The sequence below is a fragment of the Klebsiella sp. JB_Kp004 genome, from assembly GCF_040065795.1.
Classification (GTDB): Bacteria; Pseudomonadota; Gammaproteobacteria; order Enterobacterales; family Enterobacteriaceae; genus Klebsiella; species Klebsiella quasipneumoniae.
This window is the reverse complement of the sequence record NZ_JBEAKW010000036.1, coordinates 62,789-80,782: the sequence shown is the minus strand read 5'-3', so window position 1 is coordinate 80,782 and position 17,994 is coordinate 62,789. Positions and strand designations below refer to the sequence as shown.

At 60.5% G+C, this 17,994-nt stretch carries 15 protein-coding genes and 2 pseudogenes; 4 read left to right on the top strand and 13 right to left on the bottom strand.

Features of this window, described 5'->3' with window-relative positions:
* Nucleotides 1-356: 356 nt before the first annotated feature.
* The 4 genes from nhoA to ABLX76_RS16125 form a co-directional block, all read right to left on the bottom strand.
* Nucleotides 357-1,202, bottom strand: coding sequence for an N-hydroxyarylamine O-acetyltransferase (gene nhoA / locus ABLX76_RS16140; RefSeq protein WP_017900510.1), 846 nt, complete (start codon nucleotides 1,200-1,202; stop codon nucleotides 357-359).
* A 76-nt stretch (nucleotides 1,203-1,278) separates the two neighbouring features.
* Complete coding sequence (locus ABLX76_RS16135) at nucleotides 1,279-2,934, bottom strand: iron ABC transporter permease (RefSeq protein WP_136070193.1); 1,656 nt, start codon at nucleotides 2,932-2,934, stop codon at nucleotides 1,279-1,281.
* A 55-nt stretch (nucleotides 2,935-2,989) separates the two neighbouring features.
* Nucleotides 2,990-3,958 carry an ABC transporter substrate-binding protein gene (locus ABLX76_RS16130; protein ID WP_044523475.1) on the bottom strand — a complete coding sequence of 323 codons (969 nt, stop codon included), beginning with the start codon at nucleotides 3,956-3,958 and terminating at the stop codon, nucleotides 2,990-2,992.
* A complete protein-coding gene (locus ABLX76_RS16125) occupies nucleotides 3,955-4,656 on the bottom strand; it encodes an ABC transporter ATP-binding protein (RefSeq protein ID WP_186976468.1) in 702 nt (233 codons plus the stop codon). The genes ABLX76_RS16130 and ABLX76_RS16125 overlap by 4 nt, the downstream gene beginning before the upstream one ends.
* Nucleotides 4,657-4,870: 214 nt before the next feature.
* On the opposite strand from ABLX76_RS16125, the gene ABLX76_RS16120 reads away from it, so the two are divergent.
* Nucleotides 4,871-5,452: a flavin reductase family protein gene (locus ABLX76_RS16120; RefSeq protein WP_086075360.1), complete on the top strand. Its 582-nt coding sequence runs from the start codon at nucleotides 4,871-4,873 to the stop codon at nucleotides 5,450-5,452.
* 123 nt (nucleotides 5,453-5,575) lie between these two features.
* Here ABLX76_RS16120 and ABLX76_RS16115 read toward each other — a convergent pair whose 3' ends face one another.
* Nucleotides 5,576-6,400 (bottom strand): helix-turn-helix domain-containing protein, encoded by an 825-nt coding sequence (locus ABLX76_RS16115; RefSeq protein WP_086075363.1) that lies wholly within the window; start codon nucleotides 6,398-6,400, stop codon nucleotides 5,576-5,578.
* Between the two features lie 203 nt (nucleotides 6,401-6,603).
* Between ABLX76_RS16115 and ABLX76_RS16110 the strand changes: the two genes are divergently transcribed.
* From ABLX76_RS16110 to ABLX76_RS16100, 3 genes are read left to right on the top strand one after another with little or no spacing between them, the layout of a single operon-like run.
* Nucleotides 6,604-8,175: a sugar hydrolase gene (locus ABLX76_RS16110; protein WP_348874862.1), complete on the top strand. Its 1,572-nt coding sequence runs from the start codon at nucleotides 6,604-6,606 to the stop codon at nucleotides 8,173-8,175.
* A gap of 26 nt (nucleotides 8,176-8,201) precedes the next feature.
* Nucleotides 8,202-9,584, top strand: a complete 1,383-nt coding sequence (locus ABLX76_RS16105; RefSeq protein WP_348874859.1) for a glycoside-pentoside-hexuronide (GPH):cation symporter — start codon at nucleotides 8,202-8,204, stop codon at nucleotides 9,582-9,584.
* A 44-nt stretch (nucleotides 9,585-9,628) separates the two neighbouring features.
* Nucleotides 9,629-11,233, top strand: a complete 1,605-nt coding sequence (locus tag ABLX76_RS16100) for a carbohydrate porin (protein ID WP_261902389.1) — start codon at nucleotides 9,629-9,631, stop codon at nucleotides 11,231-11,233.
* A 60-nt stretch (nucleotides 11,234-11,293) separates the two neighbouring features.
* On the opposite strand, the pseudogene ABLX76_RS16095 reads toward ABLX76_RS16100, so the two are convergent.
* From ABLX76_RS16095 to ABLX76_RS16060, 8 genes and pseudogenes are all read right to left on the bottom strand, one after another.
* Nucleotides 11,294-11,425: pseudogene (locus ABLX76_RS16095) on the bottom strand (transcriptional regulator); the annotation flags it as partial.
* A gap of 189 nt (nucleotides 11,426-11,614) precedes the next feature.
* Entirely contained in the window at nucleotides 11,615-11,842 is a 228-nt protein-coding gene (pptA, locus tag ABLX76_RS16090) for a tautomerase PptA (RefSeq protein ID WP_004891592.1), read from the bottom strand.
* A 70-nt stretch (nucleotides 11,843-11,912) separates the two neighbouring features.
* Nucleotides 11,913-12,530, bottom strand: coding sequence for a glutathione S-transferase family protein (locus ABLX76_RS16085; protein ID WP_277475723.1), 618 nt, complete (start codon nucleotides 12,528-12,530; stop codon nucleotides 11,913-11,915).
* A 77-nt stretch (nucleotides 12,531-12,607) separates the two neighbouring features.
* A complete protein-coding gene (locus ABLX76_RS16080; RefSeq protein WP_277475735.1) occupies nucleotides 12,608-13,459 on the bottom strand; it encodes a transporter substrate-binding domain-containing protein in 852 nt (283 codons plus the stop codon).
* 38 nt (nucleotides 13,460-13,497) lie between these two features.
* Nucleotides 13,498-14,277 (bottom strand): amino acid ABC transporter ATP-binding protein, encoded by a 780-nt coding sequence (locus ABLX76_RS16075; protein WP_086075354.1) that lies wholly within the window; start codon nucleotides 14,275-14,277, stop codon nucleotides 13,498-13,500.
* Nucleotides 14,261-15,187 (bottom strand): amino acid ABC transporter permease, encoded by a 927-nt coding sequence (locus ABLX76_RS16070; protein ID WP_277475736.1) that lies wholly within the window; start codon nucleotides 15,185-15,187, stop codon nucleotides 14,261-14,263. Before ABLX76_RS16070 ends, ABLX76_RS16075 begins: the two co-directional genes overlap by 17 nt.
* 9 nt (nucleotides 15,188-15,196) lie before the next feature.
* Entirely contained in the window at nucleotides 15,197-15,706 is a 510-nt protein-coding gene (locus ABLX76_RS16065) for a GNAT family N-acetyltransferase (protein ID WP_004202731.1), read from the bottom strand.
* Between the two features lie 11 nt (nucleotides 15,707-15,717).
* A pseudogene (locus ABLX76_RS16060) lies at nucleotides 15,718-17,981 on the bottom strand (NtaA/DmoA family FMN-dependent monooxygenase).
* Nucleotides 17,982-17,994: the final 13 nt, after the last annotated feature.

The following is a 17,994-nucleotide window of genomic DNA, read 5'->3' as shown; positions in this document are numbered from 1 at the left end:
GCACGGTACCTGTAATTTCGCCGGGTGGCGGCTGTCGCCTTACCCGGCCTACAGGGCCCTCTTACAGGCTCAGACCCCGTAGGCCCGCGCAAGCGCAGCGCCGCCGGGCAAGATATCAGGCACGGTATCTGTAATTTCGCCGGGCGGCGGCTGTCGTCTTACCCGGCCTACAGGGCCCTCTCACAGGCTCATCCCCAGTAGGCCCGCGCAAGCGCAGCGCCGCCGGGCAAGATATCAGCACGGTATCCTTGATTTCGCCGGGCGGCGGCTGTCGCCTTACCCGGCCTGCAGGGCCCTCTTACAGGCTCATAACCCGTAGGCCCGCGCAAGCGTAGCGCCGCCGGGCATGAGAAAATTTACTTCCCGGCTTCCGGATGGGTATCGAACGCCGCCATCACCGCCGCCAGCGCCGCTTCGCTGAAGCCATGTTTAGGATCGTCCACGCCGAGGCCGAAGCGGGTCTGCAGCCCTTCGTACAGCGCGGAGACATCGGCAAAATCGACCTTCTCCACCACGTGGTTATTCTCCCAGTGGGTAAAGTGGAAATTGGTGAGGGTCATTTTGCCGCCGTCAGGCAGATGACGGCACATCAGCAGGTGGTGACGGAAGTGGGACTGCGGCCAGTGCGCCGACCAGAAGTTACCCATCACATAATCAGACGCATACTGGCGGCCTAAATCGAAATGGTACATCGACTGCCAGTGTTCGTGATGGTTGAACTGCAGCGTCCACTCATCCCCTTCATGCACCAGACGATAGCTGCCGTGCGGCGTCTGCTGCGGGATATCGGCCAGCAGCTTGATCGGCGCGGTCAGCGTCTGGCCGCCGAAGCCAACGTCGGCTACCCAGCGCTCGCCCGCCACTTCCACCAGCAATAAACGGTGAGTGCGCGGCGGCATCTGCGGCGGATTGGCCAGCACCACCCGGCCAAGCAGGCTGCGAACGTTAAAGCCTATTTCGCGCAGCGCGCGCTCCAGCAGGCCATTTTGTTCAAAACAATACCCCCCGCGGCGGCCGGCGATCAGCTTCTCTTCCAGCGCCAGGTCGTCAAGATGGATCTCGCGCGGCAGCAGGACGTCGAGGTTTTCAAAGGGGATGGCGCTGTTATGCTGCAGATGCAGTTGGCGCAAGGTATCAATGGAAACATCAGGCTCGCCCGTCCAGCCCAGACGGGAAAAATAGGCGCGTAAAAAGGGACTCATCAGGGTCTCCAGCTGTAGGTGTCCGACATTTATAGCCTATTTTTCCGCGCCGACCCTCTTTTTTGTGCGCTTGCCGTTAACCGCGCGTGCTGCGCTGCATCAGCGCCAGCGCCGTCAGCATCAGGACCAGACCGGTCAACAGCGTCAGGCTGGCCATCGCCATGCCCTGACCAACGGATCCCTGTTCAAACTGGCGCCAGATAAACACCGCCACGGTCTGCGTGCCGGCGGGGGACAGCAGCAGCGAGGTCACCAGCTCCCTGGACGCCACCGCGAACACCATCAGCATCGCCGCCAGCAGCGCCGGAAAGACCAGCGGCAGGACAATCAACCGCAGCGCCCGCAGCGGCGACGCGCCGTGCACCCGAGCGGCGGGCTCAAGGTTCGGGCCCAGCTGGCGCAGCGCGCTGCCGACATAGCGCACCGGCCAGGGCAGCAGCAGGCAGCAATAGGAGAGCAGCAGCATCCACAGCGTGTTGTAGGGCGAACGCGGCCAGAAGGGCTGATTCCACAGCAGGATCAATCCCACCCCCACCACCACGCCGGGCAGCGCCGCCGGCATCAGCGACAGCGCATCCACCACCCCGCGCCCTTTGATCTTCTGCACCATTACCAGCCAGGCGGCCAGCAGCCCCAGCACGCCGACGATCAGCGCCGAACCTAACGCCAGCGACAGGCTGACGCCGAGGGCCGACAGGGCGTCGCCCTGCTGGTCGAACAGCGCCGCGAAGTGACGCAGCGTGACATTCTCCAGGCTCACCCCGCCCGAGAGGGTGCCCATCAGGCTGGTGAGCATCATCGAGACGGCGGGGACCCCGACCGCCAGGCCGCCGACGGCCGCCATCACCAGCAGCGCGGGCAGCGTCATCCAGCCCAGCGACGTTCCGCCGTTTTCTCCCGGTTTACCGGTGACGCTGGTGACCTCCTTCTCCCCCACCAGCCGCGTTTGCAGCCACCAGGCGAACAACGCCACCGCCATCAGCAGCAGCGACAGCAGCGCAGCGCCGGTGAGATCCACCGGCCAGTCGGCCAGCTTTTTCTCAATGCCCACCGTCAGCATCACTACTCCCGCCCGACTGCCCAGCGCCGCCGGGACGCCAAACTCCTCGATGGCGAGAGTAAAGGCCAGCAGCATCCCCGCCGCCAGCGCCGGGGAGAGCATCGGCAGCGTCACGTGCCAGAAGGCGCGCCAGGCGCTGGCGCCATGGACCCGGGCGACCATCGCCAGCCGTTGCCCGCTCGCCAGCAGGCTGCGGGAGACGGCAAAGTAAACCACCGGAAAAATGTTAAAGGTCATCACCAGCACGATCCCGCTGCGGCTGAACAGCAGATCGTTTAGCTGCCAGCCGGTCAGCTGCTGCAGATAGCCCTGGCTTTGCAGAGCCAGCATCCACGAGAGCGCCGAAATATAGGGCGGCGTCAGAAAGGGGATCAAAAACAGCAGGTCCCACAGCCGGGGCAGCGGCAACGAAAACATACCGCGCAGAATACCGAGCGGCAGGCCGATCATCACGCTGGCCAGCGCCACGCCGCCGGCAATCCACAGCGTACCGCCGAGCATCGACGGCAGCTGGGGGTCGGCCAGCAGCGGCGAGACGCCGCCAAAGGCGTCATGGAGCGAACCGGCGCTAAAATGGGGAAAAATCGCCTGCAGCAGAATAAACAACAGCGGTAACGCGACCAGCAGCGTCAGGGCGGCAAGCGTCACGCCGGAAAGGAATTTTTGTTTCACAGCGGTTCCTGAAACGAAGCGTTCTCCGGCGGCCAGCGCCGGAGAACCGTGTCAATTAGTGGGCATACAGCTGACTGAAGCGGCTGAGGACGGCGCTACGCTCGCTACTCCCCTCGCCGCTGGTGGGCAAGACCTTCAGCGCGTCCAGCAGCGGGCGTTTGGCGGCCACATCGCGGCGAGCGGGCATCAGCCAGGCGTCGGCGACCCGCGCCTGACCTTCCGGCGACAGCACGTAATCGATAAAGGCTTTGGCCTCGTCGGCATGCTGGCTGGTTTTGAGGATCATCATCGGGCGCGGGGCGATCACCGTCCCGCTGGCCGGGAAAATCACCTTCAGCGACTCGCCCTGCTGAATATTGCCGTAGGAGACATAATCCACCGCGCCGAACACCGCCGCTTTCGCCCCCTGCATCACCGGCGTCACCGCCTGGGCGTTGGGGCCGCTGACCACCATGCCGTTCTTTTTCAGATCGTCAAACAGCTGCCAGGCCTGGTCGCCCATGCTGTTTTGCAGGCCAATCAACAGATCCAGCGACGCGCCGGAGAGCGACGGGTCGGGCGTGGTCACCTTGTCTTTAAACGCCGGCTGGGTGAGGTCGCGCCACTCTTTCGGCTCCGGAGTGCCGCTTTTGCTGTTCCAGACGATGCCAAGCGCCGAGACCCCCTGGGCGATATAGTCCGCCGATTTCAGATTAGCCGGTACCTTGTCGGCGTTGGCGCTGTGAAAAGGCAGCAACCAGCCCCGGTTGTGCAGATCCTCCGCGGTATCCCATGAAGCGGAGATCAGCACATCCGCCTGCGGGTTAGCCTGCTCGGCCTCCAGACGGGCCATCACTTTGCCGGTGGTGGCCTGGAAAACGGTCACCTTCACCCCGGTCTGTTGTTCAAAACCACTGGCCAGGCTTTTCGCCAGCGAGCCGGGGCCGGCGGTGTAAACGGTCAGCGCATGGGCGCTGGAGAGCATCATGGCGGAGAGAGCCATCGCGAGTACCACTCCTTTCTTAACGGTCATAACGGTGTTCATGCAACTTCCCCTGAGGTTGGCGTAACGGCGCGGACAGCGGCCACGCGGCCCGCGGATAAATGGACGATCCGGTCGGCTAACAGGTCGGCTTCACGGCGGTCGTGGGTGACATACACGGCGGTGGTGCCGAGCTGTCGCAGCAGGCGGCTCATTTCGCCACACAGCGATTCGCGCAGTTCGCTGTCCAGGTTGGAGAGCGGCTCATCAAACAGCAGCACCCGCGGCGCGGCGACGATCGCCCGCGCCAGCGCCACCCGCTGCTGCTGGCCGCCGGAAAGGCCTGAAGGTTTACGTTCCGCAAAGCCGTCAAGGCCCACCCGCGCCAGCGCCTCGCTCACCCGGAGGTCGCGTTCGGCGCGGGCAACGCCGCGCATGCGCAGCGGAAAGGCGACGTTCTGCGCCACGCTCATATGCGGCCAGAGGGCGTAATCCTGGAAAACCATGCCGATATCGCGCTGTTCCGGGGGCAATCCCCATCCTGCGCGGGCGACCAGCCGATCGCCAAAGCGGATTTCACCGCTGGCCGGCACGCTCAGCCCGGCCAGCAGGCGCAGCAAGGTGCTTTTGCCGCAGCCGGACGGGCCCAGCAGCGCCACAATGCTGCCGGGTTCGATATGCAGCGAGAAGCCATCGAGAATGGGGGTCTCTGCGAAGGCGAATGAGACCGCCTGCAGAGTGATAGGGGTCAGCGCGCGCATTGTCGCCCTCCCTTGCGGGAAAGCAACCCCTGCCCGGCGGTCGACATCCGACGGGGCGCGCTCACCTGGGATAACATCAGGGGAGCCAACATATTGTGATCCTCTTTGGGACTTTGTGCTGGCGACTATAGTCAGACGAGATGACGTATTGATTACATTTTCATTGCGGCTTAACGTGTTACCTGCCAACCGACCCATTACTCAAGGAACGCCTATGAGCCGCTTTCGCCACGTGGAACTGCAGTATGCCAGCCGCCTGCTCAACCACGGCCCGACCATTTTGATCACCAGCTATGACGCTGCGTCCGACCGGCGCAACGTCATGGCCGCCGCCTGGTCGATGCCGGTGGAATTCGCCCCGCCGCGGGTGGCTATCGTGGTGGATAAAAGCACCTGGACACGGGAAATCATCGAGCGCAACGGCACCTTCGGCATCGTGGTTCCCGGCGTGGCCGCCGCCAGCTGGACCTACGCGGTCGGCAGCGTCAGCGGCCGCGATGAAGACAAATTCAATGCTTACGGAATTCCGGTGGTGAGCGGCCCGGAACTGGGACTACCGCTGATCGAGGAGAAGTGTCTGGCATGGATGGAGTGCCGCCTGCTGCCGGCGACGGCGGCCCAGGAGCAGTACGATACGCTGTTTGGCGAAGTGGTTTCCGCCGCCGCCGATGAGCGCGCGTTTGTCACCGGACGCTGGCAGTTCGATGGCGATAAGATCAATACCCTGCATCATCTGGGGACCGGCAATTTTGTCGCCAGCGGCCGGCACGTGCGGGCCAATACTCCGGAAGAATAAATATTCAACTGCTGCGCACTTTCTCCCCGGGGCGGCGCGCCGCGCCTGCCCGGGCTACCGGGCCGCAGATCGCTGGAGACGCGTGGCCCGGACAGATGCGCAGCATCGCCTCCGGGGAGAGAACTAGCGCTGCAAACGCCGCCGGTCTTCGCTGGGCGTCAGGCCAAAAACTTTTTTATATAAAGTGGTAAAGTGATTACTGTTGGCAAAGCCGCATAGATAGGCCACTTCGGTAATCGTCATATCGGTCTCGCGTAATTTTACGCGCGCCGAAACTAATCGCAGACGCTTTAAATAATTATCCGGCGTCAATCCCGTCGCCTCTTTAATATGGCGAAAAGCGGTCCGCGTGGTCAGATGGAATTTTTCCGCCAGTTGCTGCCAGTTATGCTCTTCAAAGCAGTGCTCCTGTAACCAGGTCAGCAATTTATGCAGCTTATATTTGGTGGTGCTATATTCCGCTTCGGTTTCGGCATGCAGAATCGTCGTCACCAGCTGGAAAAACGCGGCTTCGCGCAGAGCAATATTTTGCCCCTGCCGCAGCTCGGCAGAGAATATCTTATCCACCAGTTCCTTGCAGATATGGCGGGTGTCCGGCGCCAGCCAACCGTAGCAGGACGCATTCTGCGCAGAGAAAGTCTGTAATAAAGTATCGAGAGGCTGTAAATAATGAAACCCTACCAACGGATTAATCAGCACATTAATTAACTTAAGCGTCCCCAGCTCATCATAATAATGAACGTCGCCAGGCTGAACGTAAAAAACGTCGCCCTGTTGAATATATAGTGGTCTGCCATTAATAACGTGTAAACCGTGCCCTTCCTCAACGATCACCAGCTCAGCAAATTCATGACTATGTTCATGGCTATTATCTTCCGGATCGCTGGCGTACATGCCCAGCTTATCCTGCGGATGGGTGAAATAATACTCAACGGTCAACATCATCATCTGTAAAGTCCAAAACGGCATACGGCGCAGAGGCAAGATAATGCATTTTCCCGACCGCCACGAGCAAGATTTTTGGAATTGTGATCGGCAACCCGCCCATCTCATTATCAGTGCCAATCTGGCAAATGCATTGGCATTGCCAGAGTGGTTGCCCCCGGGGCCGGCATCTTATGCTGCGGACAAATAAATACAGAGGACGCAGTATGTCACAGGCAATTCAGCATAATTCTCAGGTCTCGATGACCCGCCACCCGGATTTTCTACGCACCGCCGAGACGCTCCGGCCCGCGCTATGTCGCCAGGCGTACCCGCCGATCGCCGTGGTGGAAGCCCACGCCGACGCCACGGCGCTGTTTGGCTGGCGCGCTGAGCCGGTAAGTTCCCTGGCCGCGTTTTATCAGCGCGAGCTGAGCAGCGGCGATAGCGTCATTATTGATTTTGGCAGCCACTTTGTTGGCTACCTGCATTTTCTCTGTCAGAGCGTCGGGAGCCCGCCGGACGCTCCGGCCCATCTGCAGTTCACCTTCGGCGAAACGCTGAGCGAGGTGTGTGAACCGTTCAGCGATTACCAGGGCTGGCTAAGCAGCAGTTGGCTGCAGCAGCAGGATCTGTGGCTTGATGTCCTGCCGGCCAACGTTGATCTGCCGCGCCGCTACTGCTTCCGCTATCTGAAGGTGGAGGTCAAAGCCGTGTCGCGCAAGTTTCGTCTGCAGTTCAACCAGATTCAGGTGAATGCCGTTACCTCCGCCAGAGGCGCATGCCCGGCAGCGACAACCGCCGACCCGCAGCTCAAGGCCATCGACAGCGTTGCCGTTCTGACCCTGCAAAACTGCATGCAGGAGGTGTTTGAGGATGGCCCCAAACGCGACCGCCGCCTGTGGCTCGGCGATTTACGTTTGCAGGCGCTGGTGAACGATGTGACCTTCGCCCGTCACGATTTAGTACGCCGCTGCCTGTACCTTTTCGCCGGGCATACTCGTGAGGACGGTATGGTATCGGCCAACGTGTTCGTGCAGCCGGATGTCATTGCTGACGATACTTTTCTTTTTGATTATTCTCTGTTTTTTGTTGACGTTCTCTACAACTATCTGCAAAGCGCGGAGGATATTGCAACAGCCCGCGAGCTGTGGCCCACGGCCCGTCGTCAGATTGAACTGGCGCTGAAACGCTGCGACGCCTCCGGGGTTGTGCGCGATAGCGACGACTGGTGGGTGTTTATCGACTGGCAGGCATCGCTGAATAAACAGGCTGCAGCGCAGGGCGTGCTGATTTACTGCCTGCAGCGCGCCGTCTGGCTGGCGGAGCGTTTCGAACCTGAGCTGGCCGTCAGCTATCACCAGCGTTTACAGCAGCTTAAAGCTGCGGCCCTCGATGTCTTATGGGACGAGCAGCAAGGCTTCTACATCAGCGGCGAGCAGCGGCAGGTCTCATGGGCATCGCAAATCTGGCTGGTACTGGCGGAAGTCGGTACTCCTCAGCAGCGCCGGGAGATCATGCATAATCTGGAGCAAAATCCCCCCGCGATCGCCATGAACACGCCATACCTGCGTCACCACTATATTGCCGCCCTTCTGCAGTGCGGGCTGCGCGACGACGCTATTGCGCAGATCAAAGCCTACTGGGGAGCAATGGTCGACTACGGCGCCGATACCTTCTGGGAAATCTTCGACCCGGCGCATCCTGATTTTTCCCCTTATGGCAGCAAACTGATAAACAGTTATTGCCATGCGTGGAGCTGCACCCCGGCCTGGTTTATTCGCCAGTACGGACTTTAACAACAACGATAAGCGAGTGTACTTTTATGGCAGAAACAACCTTTACCCTTTGGCGGCAGCGCCTTGGCTATGGCATCGCCGACCTCTCCTGCAACCTTGTGTGGCAGATGATCTCTCTTTATCTGATGTTCTTTTACACCGACGTGATGGGCCTGCCCGCTTATTACGTTGGCCTGATGTTCCTCGTGACGCGCCTGGTGGACGGCGTTGCCGACGTGCTTATGGGGCTGGTTATCGACAATACCGCCACCCGCTGGGGGCGCTGCCGTCCGTATCTGCTGACTGGCGCGATCCCCTTCGGACTGCTGTGTATTCTGGCCTTTTACGTGCCTGATTTTGGCACCACCGGTAAGCTGATCTACGCTTTTGTCACCTATCTGTGTCTGTCGTTTCTCTATACCCTCGTTAATATTCCATTCTGCGCCATGCTGCCGTTTCTGACGAACGACTCGCGGGAGCGCACGACGCTGTCGGCGGTACGTATTCTGCTCGGCTCGCTCGGCGCGACTATTGTCGCGGTCGCCACGCTGCCGCTGGTTGGCGCGCTGGGGAAAGGCAATCAGGAGCACGGCTTCTTCTATACGGCGGTGGTTTTCGGCGTTATTGCCACCTTTTTTCTGCTGGTGAGCTTCCGGAACGTTAAGGAAAATATCAGCATTACTCAGGAGCGCATGACCTTAAAACGCGCCTGGGTCAGCCTGCGCGCCAACCAACCATGGTTCGTTTTCGCCATCAATATTTTCCTGATGTGGGGCGCGTTTTTCTTCCAGACCGGGGCGCTGGTCTACTTCTTCCATTATTACGTCGGTAATAACGATCTCACGGCGATCGTCGCCGGGATCTCCACCTTCGTTCCTCTGCTGGGTACCCTCACCGTTCCGCTGCTCGCCAGCCGGATGAAAAAGCGCCACGTCTATCTGGTCGCCAGCGCGATCAACCTGGTCGGCATGGTCATGATGATGGCGGCAGGCGTTAACAGCTGGGGTCTGGTTGCCGGAGCGGTCGTACTCTCGCTTGGCGCCGGACAGCGCACGGCAATTTACTTCTCTATGCAAGCCGATCCGGTGGATTACGGAGTATGGAAAACCGGCATCAATACCGCCGGCATTTTAACCTCCATCAACGGCTTTCTTGGCAAGGTGGCGATGGCGGGCGCGGGAGCCATTACCGGGGTCCTGCTCTCATCCGGCGGTTATATCGCTAATCAGACGCAAAGTGACGGCGCGATGCTGGCGATAAAAGCCTGCTACCTCTATATCCCGGCGCTGCTGATTGTCGCCTCAATGCTGTGGATGGGTCGCTTCTACCGACTCGACGACCAGTACGAGCAGATCCGCGCCGACCTTGACGCTGGACGCCGTGCGCCGTCGAACCCATCGCCCGTTGCTGGAGAAAACCACGCCCTGTAAGGCGCAGCACCCCCTACATACCTCTGAAAAAAATAAGGATTGATATGCGTATCTCTTTGATTAGCGCAGCGGTTTGCTGCGCCCTTTTTTCGGCTTACGACGCGAGTGCGGCCCCGCTCACCGTCGAACAACGGCTGGCGCAGCTGGAGGCCCGGCTTAATCATGCGGAGCAGGAGGCCGGAGAGGCCAAACGTCGGGCGCAGCAGGCGGAGCTGCGCACCAGCGCCGCGGAACAACGCGCGGCGGCAGCGGAAAAGCAGGTGCAGACCCTCAGTCAGCGCACCGCAGCGACCGAGCAAAAGCAGCAGGCTGCCGACAAACAGCTGGCGAAAAGCAGCCTCAGCGATGGCTTCGAGTTCAACGCCTACGCGCGCTCCGGGATGCTGGTTGACAGTCATGGTAAAGGCGCGCGCGGCGGGCCGGGAATCTCCCCGGCCAGTTCGCTCAACGGCGATGCCCACGTTGGCCGTCTCGGCAACGAGAAAGATAACTACGTGGAGCTCAGCTTCGGCAAAAAAATGACCTTCAGCGACGGGTCATGGGCGCACTTTAAAACCATGCTTGCCGACGGGGCAACCAACCCGGATCCATGGGTACAGGATAACGACAGCCACCACCTGAACGTGCGTCAGCTGTACGTCGAGATGGGCAATTTCGCCGATTTTTCCGGGCCGTTCAGGAGCGCGTCCATCTGGGCGGGCAAGCGTTTCGACCGCGATAATTTCGATATCCACTTTACCGATAGCGATATTATGTTCCTCGGCGGTACCGGCGGCGGGATCAATGACGTGAAGTGGGGGGATACGCTGCGCGGCGATTACTCGGTCTATGCGCGTAACTTCGGCGATCTGGGTAGCGATAACTACCAGGATAACGATATACAGAACCTGATGTTCACCGCCAACCACTTCTGGAACAACTGGCAGCTGATGACCACGGCGATGACCGCCCAGGGCAATGATGATCTGAAAGATAATACCTCGACCACCGGCAGTTACGCTCTGCGCAGCGATAATACGGCGAAAAACGGCTACTACGCGATGCTGGCATATCACGACAAACAGCAATTCTATGGCCTCGCGCCGGGCGTATCTGAGAGCGCCCTGCAGTACGGCGGCGGGCTGGGCGCCGAGGCGCGCCAGCCCGGCAGTGATGGCGATCTTACCGAGAACGCAAAGTCCCTGCGTTTTGCGTCCTACGGCATTTTGCCGTTGGGGAAAAACTGGCAGCTTGCACCATCGGTTATCGCCCAGCATAGCGAAGATCGCTACCGCGATGGCGACCGCTACGATTGGGCAACCTTTAACCTGCGGGTTTCCCAGGGTATCACCCGCAACTTCGCCCTGCTATACGAGGCGTCCTGGCAATATATGAACCTGAATCCCAACGGCCGAACCTATCGCTATAATGACAACGTGTATCAATACCAGGCGGTGAGCGGCGATTTTTACAAGCTGACCTTCGCCCCGACGTTCAAAGTGGGCGATGTGTTTGATATCAAAGCGAGGCCGGAGATCCGTTTCTTTGTCACGTGGATGAACTGGGATAAAGACCTGGATCGCTATGCGATCAACGATGATTTCGGCAGTAAAGGCTTTACCGCCGGAGGAAACTGGAACTTTGGCGTGCAGACGGAGATTTGGTTTTAATAAAGCAGCCCGTCCGGGGCAAACGCCTGGACGGGTTGATTTAAATACACGCTGTTACTTAACGCCAACGGCCGCTGCAAAGTCCTGCTGTTTTAAACCTGTGGCTTCACGTATCGCTTTCACGTCAATTTCGCTGAAGGTATGAACGTGCTGCTCCTTCGGCATTTGTTGACCTTTCTCGATCCTGACCATTTCTTCTGCACTCGCCAGCAGATCGGCAAACAATTCATCTTTCCTATACACCTCAGTTGGCTCTCTGGCGCTTAGGATAGATGAACATGATGTTTCTCTCAGTGCGTAGCCGGAGAAGCCCCTGCCGGAGGCGGCGCAAAGCACCTTGTCCGTTGGACAGATGCGCAGCATCGCCTCCGGGGCGCCGGGTTACATGCTATAACCCGGCTTCTTAATCAACTGCGCCATCTGCGGGGCGATCTCACTGTCCCACACCGCCTGCCACGCGTCCGGCTCAACCTGAGTGAGCGCGACGCTGACCGCGCCCTCTTTACTGTTCAGATGGCGGATCAGCACCTCGGTAATGTCGGCGGCCAGCGCGGTTTTTTGTTCGTCAGTCAGTTCACGGGGAAAGCATTTAATATCAACATGCGGCATAGCAAAGACTCCTTGTGGTGAAGGCCATAACGCTACCACAGAATGGCGGTTGCGGTTGGCATCGCGTGCGTTAAATCAGCTTGTTACGTCGCAGCGCCGCGGCCAGCTCCGGTCGCTGATAGATCGCCAGGGCGACGGCGGCAAATTTGGGCGTATGGGCGTTAAACCACGCCTGCCTGGGCCCCCAGCTATACATCGCCGCGATATAGCAGTCCAGGAGGGTAACCGACGCGCCCAGCGCCCAGGGCCCGGCGACCAGCTGCTGTTCGAACCAGAGATAGAGGTTGTTCCGGTACTGGCGACAATTTTCCACCAGCTGCTCCGCCGCGGCGGGCGCCCAGCGTTCCGGGTAGTCGGCATAGGTAAAGGTGGGATAGACATTCGCCACCAGCCAGATCAGCAGACGCTGAAACTGCTGACGCTGCGGCGTCCCCGGCGCGGGGGCCAGATCGGGGCGCTGGTCGAGGATCATCAGCGCGATGGCGGCGGTTTCGGTCATGATGCTGCCGTCGGCCAGCCTGAGGGTGGGCACCTGGCACAGCGGGTTAATCTGCCGCAGGCGCTCGCGCGCCGGGCCGGGCTGGTCAAAGCCCTCGACGTCAACCACCTCGTAGGGAATATCGGCCAGGGAGAGCATCAGCTCGCTAATCGTCGAGCCCCATCCCGGCACGCCATATACGGTAATCATGGTCTGCCTCCAGGGTAAAGCCTAAGTGTAGGCAGAAAATTGCCGCTCACCCACCCGGCATACCCTGGCCCTGGCGGTTAGTAGGTGATTCCCGGCGGGTTGACCACCGACTGCGCCACCGCTTCGCCCTGCTCTCCCCAGCGCGCCAGCACCTGTTGATATTCACCGCGGGCGATCGCCCCGTCGAGGGCGGCCTGCAGGGCAAAGACCAGTCCGTTGCCTTTTTTAGTGGTCGTCGCCACCCACGCTTTTTTCGGCCCCAGGCCTACCACCCGGGTCTGGCCGTTAAGGGCCGCTTTATAGGCGGCCACCGACTGCGGGCCGAAAAAAATATCCGCCCGCCCGGACTGGATATAGAGGTTGCCGGAGGCATCATCGGTCAGGTAGACCGGCTGGGCCGGCGCCCGCCCGGCGGCCCGGTTGTCCTCATTCCAGCCCAGCAGGATCCGCTCCTGATTGGTGCCGGACCCAACGATCACTTTGCGCCCGGCAAGGTCCGCAGGTCCATGCACCGCGGCGATGTCGCTGGTGGATTTCACCGAGAAGGCCAGAGAGTCCACCCGATAGGTGGCGAAATCGAACTTCTCTTTGCGCTTCTCGGTTACCGCGATATTGATCAGCGCCACGTCATAGCGGCCGGCGGCGATGCCCAGCGGCCAGTCCTCCCATGCGGTGGGCACCAGCCTGAGCTTCAGGCCAAGGTTCCCGGCCAGCAGGCGGGCTATATCCGGGTCGCTGCCGATCCGCGTGCGGTTGTCGCTGGCCAGCAGCGCCAGCGGCGGCGAATTGAGCGCCGAGATCGCCACCGTCAGCGTCCCCGGCTCCACAAAGCGGTAGCCCGGCGGAATTTTCGCTATCGCCTGCGGGTCCCGGGTGACCGGCAATGGCTGCTCATTGGCGCGCAGATCCAGCGCCGCGTGAGCGTCCAGCGCCAGGGCGCTGAATACAAGGGTCGCTATCGCTCTGTTCATGACGGCAGCACCCTGGATAAAAACTGCCGGGTACGCGGATGCTGCGGATGGTTGAGCACCTCGTCGCTGCTGCCCTGCTCGACGATCCTGCCGTCGACCATAAACACCACCTGGTCGGCCACCTCACGGGCAAAGCCAATCTCGTGGGTGACCACCACCAGGGTGGTACCGGAGCGCGCCAGCTTCTTGATGACATCCAGTACCTCGCCCACCAGCTCCGGATCCAGCGCCGAGGTGGGCTCATCAAACAGGATCACCCGCGGGTCCAGCGCCAGCGCCCGGGCTATGGCGATACGCTGCTGCTGGCCGCCGGAGAGATGCCGCGACCAGGCGTCGGCTTTATTGCGCAGGCCGACGACGTCCAGCAGCTCCCAGGCTCGGGCAATGGCCTCTTTGCGCGTGACCTGCCTGTGGGCGATCGGCGCTTCTATCAGGTTCTCCAGCACCGTCAGGTGCGGAAACAGGTTAAAATTCTGGAACACGTAGCCGACGTTGATCCGCTGGCGGAGGATCTCCTTCTCTTTCATCTCATACAGCTTGTCGCCTTTGCGGCGATAGCCGATATAGTCGCCATCAATCTGAATAAACCCCTCATCGACGCGCTCGAGGTGATTAATGGTGCGCAGCAGCGTCGACTTGCCCGAACCGGAAGGGCCGAGGATCACCGTCACCGTGCCCGGAGGTATCTCCAGCGACACATCGTCCAGCGCCTTGTGGCGGCCATAGTATTTGCTGACCCCGGTGATAGAGATATGGCCATTACGAGAGCTGGGCATGGACGGCCTCCTGGGGCTGTGGTTGACGTGCGGGTTGATTCAGACGGCTGCCGCGGGTGCTGTTCACCGCCGAGCGGCGCTCACTGCGCGCCAGGCCACGTTCCACCAGGTACTGAATGGCGGAGAGGACGCTGGTGATCGCCAGATACCAGGCGGCGCCGACCATCAACAGCGGGATCACCTCCTGGGTACGGTTGTAGATCATCTGGATGGTGTAGAACAGCTCCGGCATCGCCAGGACGTACACCATCGCCGTTCCTTTCGCCAGACTGATGATCTCATTGAAGCCGGATGGCAGGATGGTGCGCAGCGCCTGCGGCAGAATAATGCGCAACGTGCGTCGCCAGGCGGGTAGCCCCAGCGCGGCGGCGGCTTCATACTGCCCGTGGTCAACGCCGAGGAAGCCGCCGCGAATAATCTCCGCGGTATAGGCGCTCTGCACCAGGGTCAGGCCTACCACCGCCGTGGAGAATTGCCCCAGCACGTTTATCGTCTGGTAGCTGGCCCAGGTGACGCCGGTAAACGGGATCCCCAGCGACAGGGTGTCGTAGAGATAGGAGAAGTTGTAGAGAATGATCAGCACGACAATCAGCGGCAGCGAGCGAAACAGCCAGATATAGCCCCAGGCGAGGCTGCTGAGCAGCCACGATGAGGACAAGCGGGCCAGCGCCAGCAGGCCGCCGAAGATCACGCTCAGCACCGTGCCGAGCAGGGTCAGAAGCAGGGTTTGCCCCAGCCCTTCGAGGATCACCGGGTCGAAGAACCAGCGGGCGAAGACGCCCCACTCCCAGCGCGGGTTAAAGGCCACCGACTGGATCACCACCGTCAGCACCAGCAGGGCCACCAGGGCTCCCACCACCCGCAGCGGATAGCGCGCCGGCACCACTTTGATCGTTTCAGATGTATGCATCATGCCTCCTCAGGCGCTGTGGCTGAAGGCGCTCACCGCCAGCGCTTTAGTGAACCGCAGCCGGCCATCGTAGGGCGGCTGACTGTACTCTTCGGGGTCTCGCGCGAGGTCGAACTGCGCCTCATACCCCTGGCTGAGATAGAGCTTGACCGCCTCCGGCTGACGAAAGCCGGTGGTCAGGTAGATATGGCTGTACCCGGCCAGCACCGCCCGCCGCTCCAGCTCCTGAACCACCTTCGCCGCCAGCCCCTGCTGGCGCAGACGGCGATGCGTCCAGATACGTTTGATCTCTGCGGTGTGGCGATCCTTCGGCTTATAAGCGCCGGTGGCGATAATTTCGCCCTCACGCTCAAGGACGATAAACAGCCCCTGCGGCGGCAAATACCACTCGCTCAACTCCACTTCCGCATCGCGGGAAAAATAGTCACCGTAGCGGGCGGCGTATTCGGCAAACAGCCCGCTAATAATCGGCTGCAGCTCCGGTGCGTCCGGAGAAATATCGCGGAATGCTTCGCTCATCGCGCCTCCTGTCAGTCGCCCAGTCCGGGTGGGTTGATTTCTGATTGCGGAATGCTTTCCACCCCTTCGCCCCAGCGGTTAAGCACTTTGGCGTAGTCCCCGCTGGCGATAGCGCCGTTCAGCGCCGCCTGGACGGCATTCACCAGCCCGCTGTCTTTTTTCAGCGTCACCGCGATATGCGCCGCTTTCGGCCAGCCGCCGTCAACGCTGCCCACCAGTTTGGTTTTGCCGGTCAGCGCCGCCTTCCACGCGCCAATCACATTGGGGCCGAAAAAGGCATCGGCTCGCCCGGTCTGCAGGGCCAGCGTCTGGGCGGCGTCATCCTTGGTGTAGACCGGGGTAAACGGCTTCAGCCCTTTTTTGACGTTCTCCGCGTTCCACGCCAGCAGGATCGCCTCCTGGTTGGTACCGGAGCCGACGATAATCTTCAGCCCGGCGATGTCTTCCGCCTTGTCAATCTTGCTCAGCGGACTGCTGCTTTTGACGTAGAAGCCCAGCGAGTCTTTGCGGTAGGTGGCGAAATCGAACTTCTCTTTCCGCGCTTTGGTGACCGTAATATTGCTGATCGCGGCATCATATTTGCCGGAGGTAACCCCCAGCGGCCAGTCTTCCCAGGAGGTGGGAACCACGTTCACCTCCAGCCCGAGACTCTCCGCCACCAGCCGGGCGATATCCGCCTCGCTGCCGAGCAGGGTTTTGTTGTCATCGGCGAAGACCGTCAGCGGCGGTGAGTTCAGGGCCGCCACCGCGACGGTAAATTTCCCCGGCGCCGCCAGATGCAGATCTTTCGGCAACAGGGCAATGGCCTGCGGGTTTTTCGCTGTGTGAATGGGCGTTTCGTTGGCCTCAAGGCTTACCCCGGTGCCATTGATCTTGACGTCCTGTGCCCACGACGAGGCGCTAAATGCCAACGCGACGGCCAGCAAGAGTGTTGTTTTCTGCATAGCATGATTCTCTTTTCTTATTTTTGGAATTGATTAGCGGGTAGCGCCAGGCCCAGACTTTCCCGCAGGGTGGTGCCCGGATAGTCGCGACGGAACAGGCCGCGCGCCTGTAACAGAGGCACCACCTCATCCACAAAGCGCGGGAAGGTTTCCGGCGTGCCGCCCTGAATAATGAAGCCGTCCGCCGCGCGCTGTTCGAACCACAGTTGCAGCCCGTCGGCGACATCGCTGGCGGTGCCGGTAAAGCGCGGACGCGGGCTCGCTGCCTCCAGGGCCACCTGGCGCAGGGTTAATCCGCGCTCGCGGGCGTGACGTTTAATCTCGTCGGTGGTACTGCGGAAGCTGTTTTGCCCGAGGTCGCCAATATCCGGGAACGGTTCATCAAGCGGATATTGCGAAAAATCATGGTGTTCGAAATACCGCCCCAGATAGTTCAGCGCATCCTCGATGGAGACCAGCGCCGCGGTGGTCTGGTACTGGCGCTCCGCGTCTTCGGCGTCATCGCCGACAATGACGCTGACGCCCTGGAAAATATGCAGCTGATCCGGGGTGCGCTGCCAGGCCGCCAGCTGGCTTTTCACGTCCTGATAAAATGCCTGCGCCTCGGCCAGCGATTCCTGATGGGTAAAAATGGCATCGGCGTGGCGTGCGGCTAATTTTTTGCCGTCGTCCGACGCGCCAGCCTGGAAAATAATCGGTCGTCCCTGCGGCGTGCGGGCAATATTCAGCGGTCCGGCCACTTTAAAGAAATCGCCGTGATGATCGAGCGTATGCAGCTTATTTTTGTCAAAGAACTGACCGGTCGCTTTATTACGCACAAAGGCATCTTCTTCCCACGAATCCCACAAGCCTTTCACCACCTGCAGATATTCATCGGCAATGCGATAGCGCAGCGCATGATCCGGATGCTGGGCCCGGGAGAAGTTTTTCGCCGACCCTTCCAGCGGCGAAGTGACCACGTTCCAGCCCGCCCGCCCCTGGCTTAAATGGTCGAGGCTGGCGAACTGGCGGGCGGTGGTAAACGGCTCGCTGTACGAAGTGGATAAGGTCCCCACCAGTCCCAGACGCCGGGTGACCGCGGCCAGCGCGGAAAGTACCGTTAAAGGTTCGAAGCGATTTAAAAAATGGGGAATCGATTTTTCATTAATATATAAACCGTCGGCGACAAAAATAAAATCCAGTTTTCCCGCTTCCGCTTTTAACGCCGTCTCTGTAACAAAATCAAAATTAATACTGGCGTCCGCTTGCGCTGCCGGATGACGCCAGGCGGACATATTTCCCGATGCGCCATGTAATATCGTCCCCAGACGCAATTGTCGATTTTCAGACATAGCTACCCCTTCC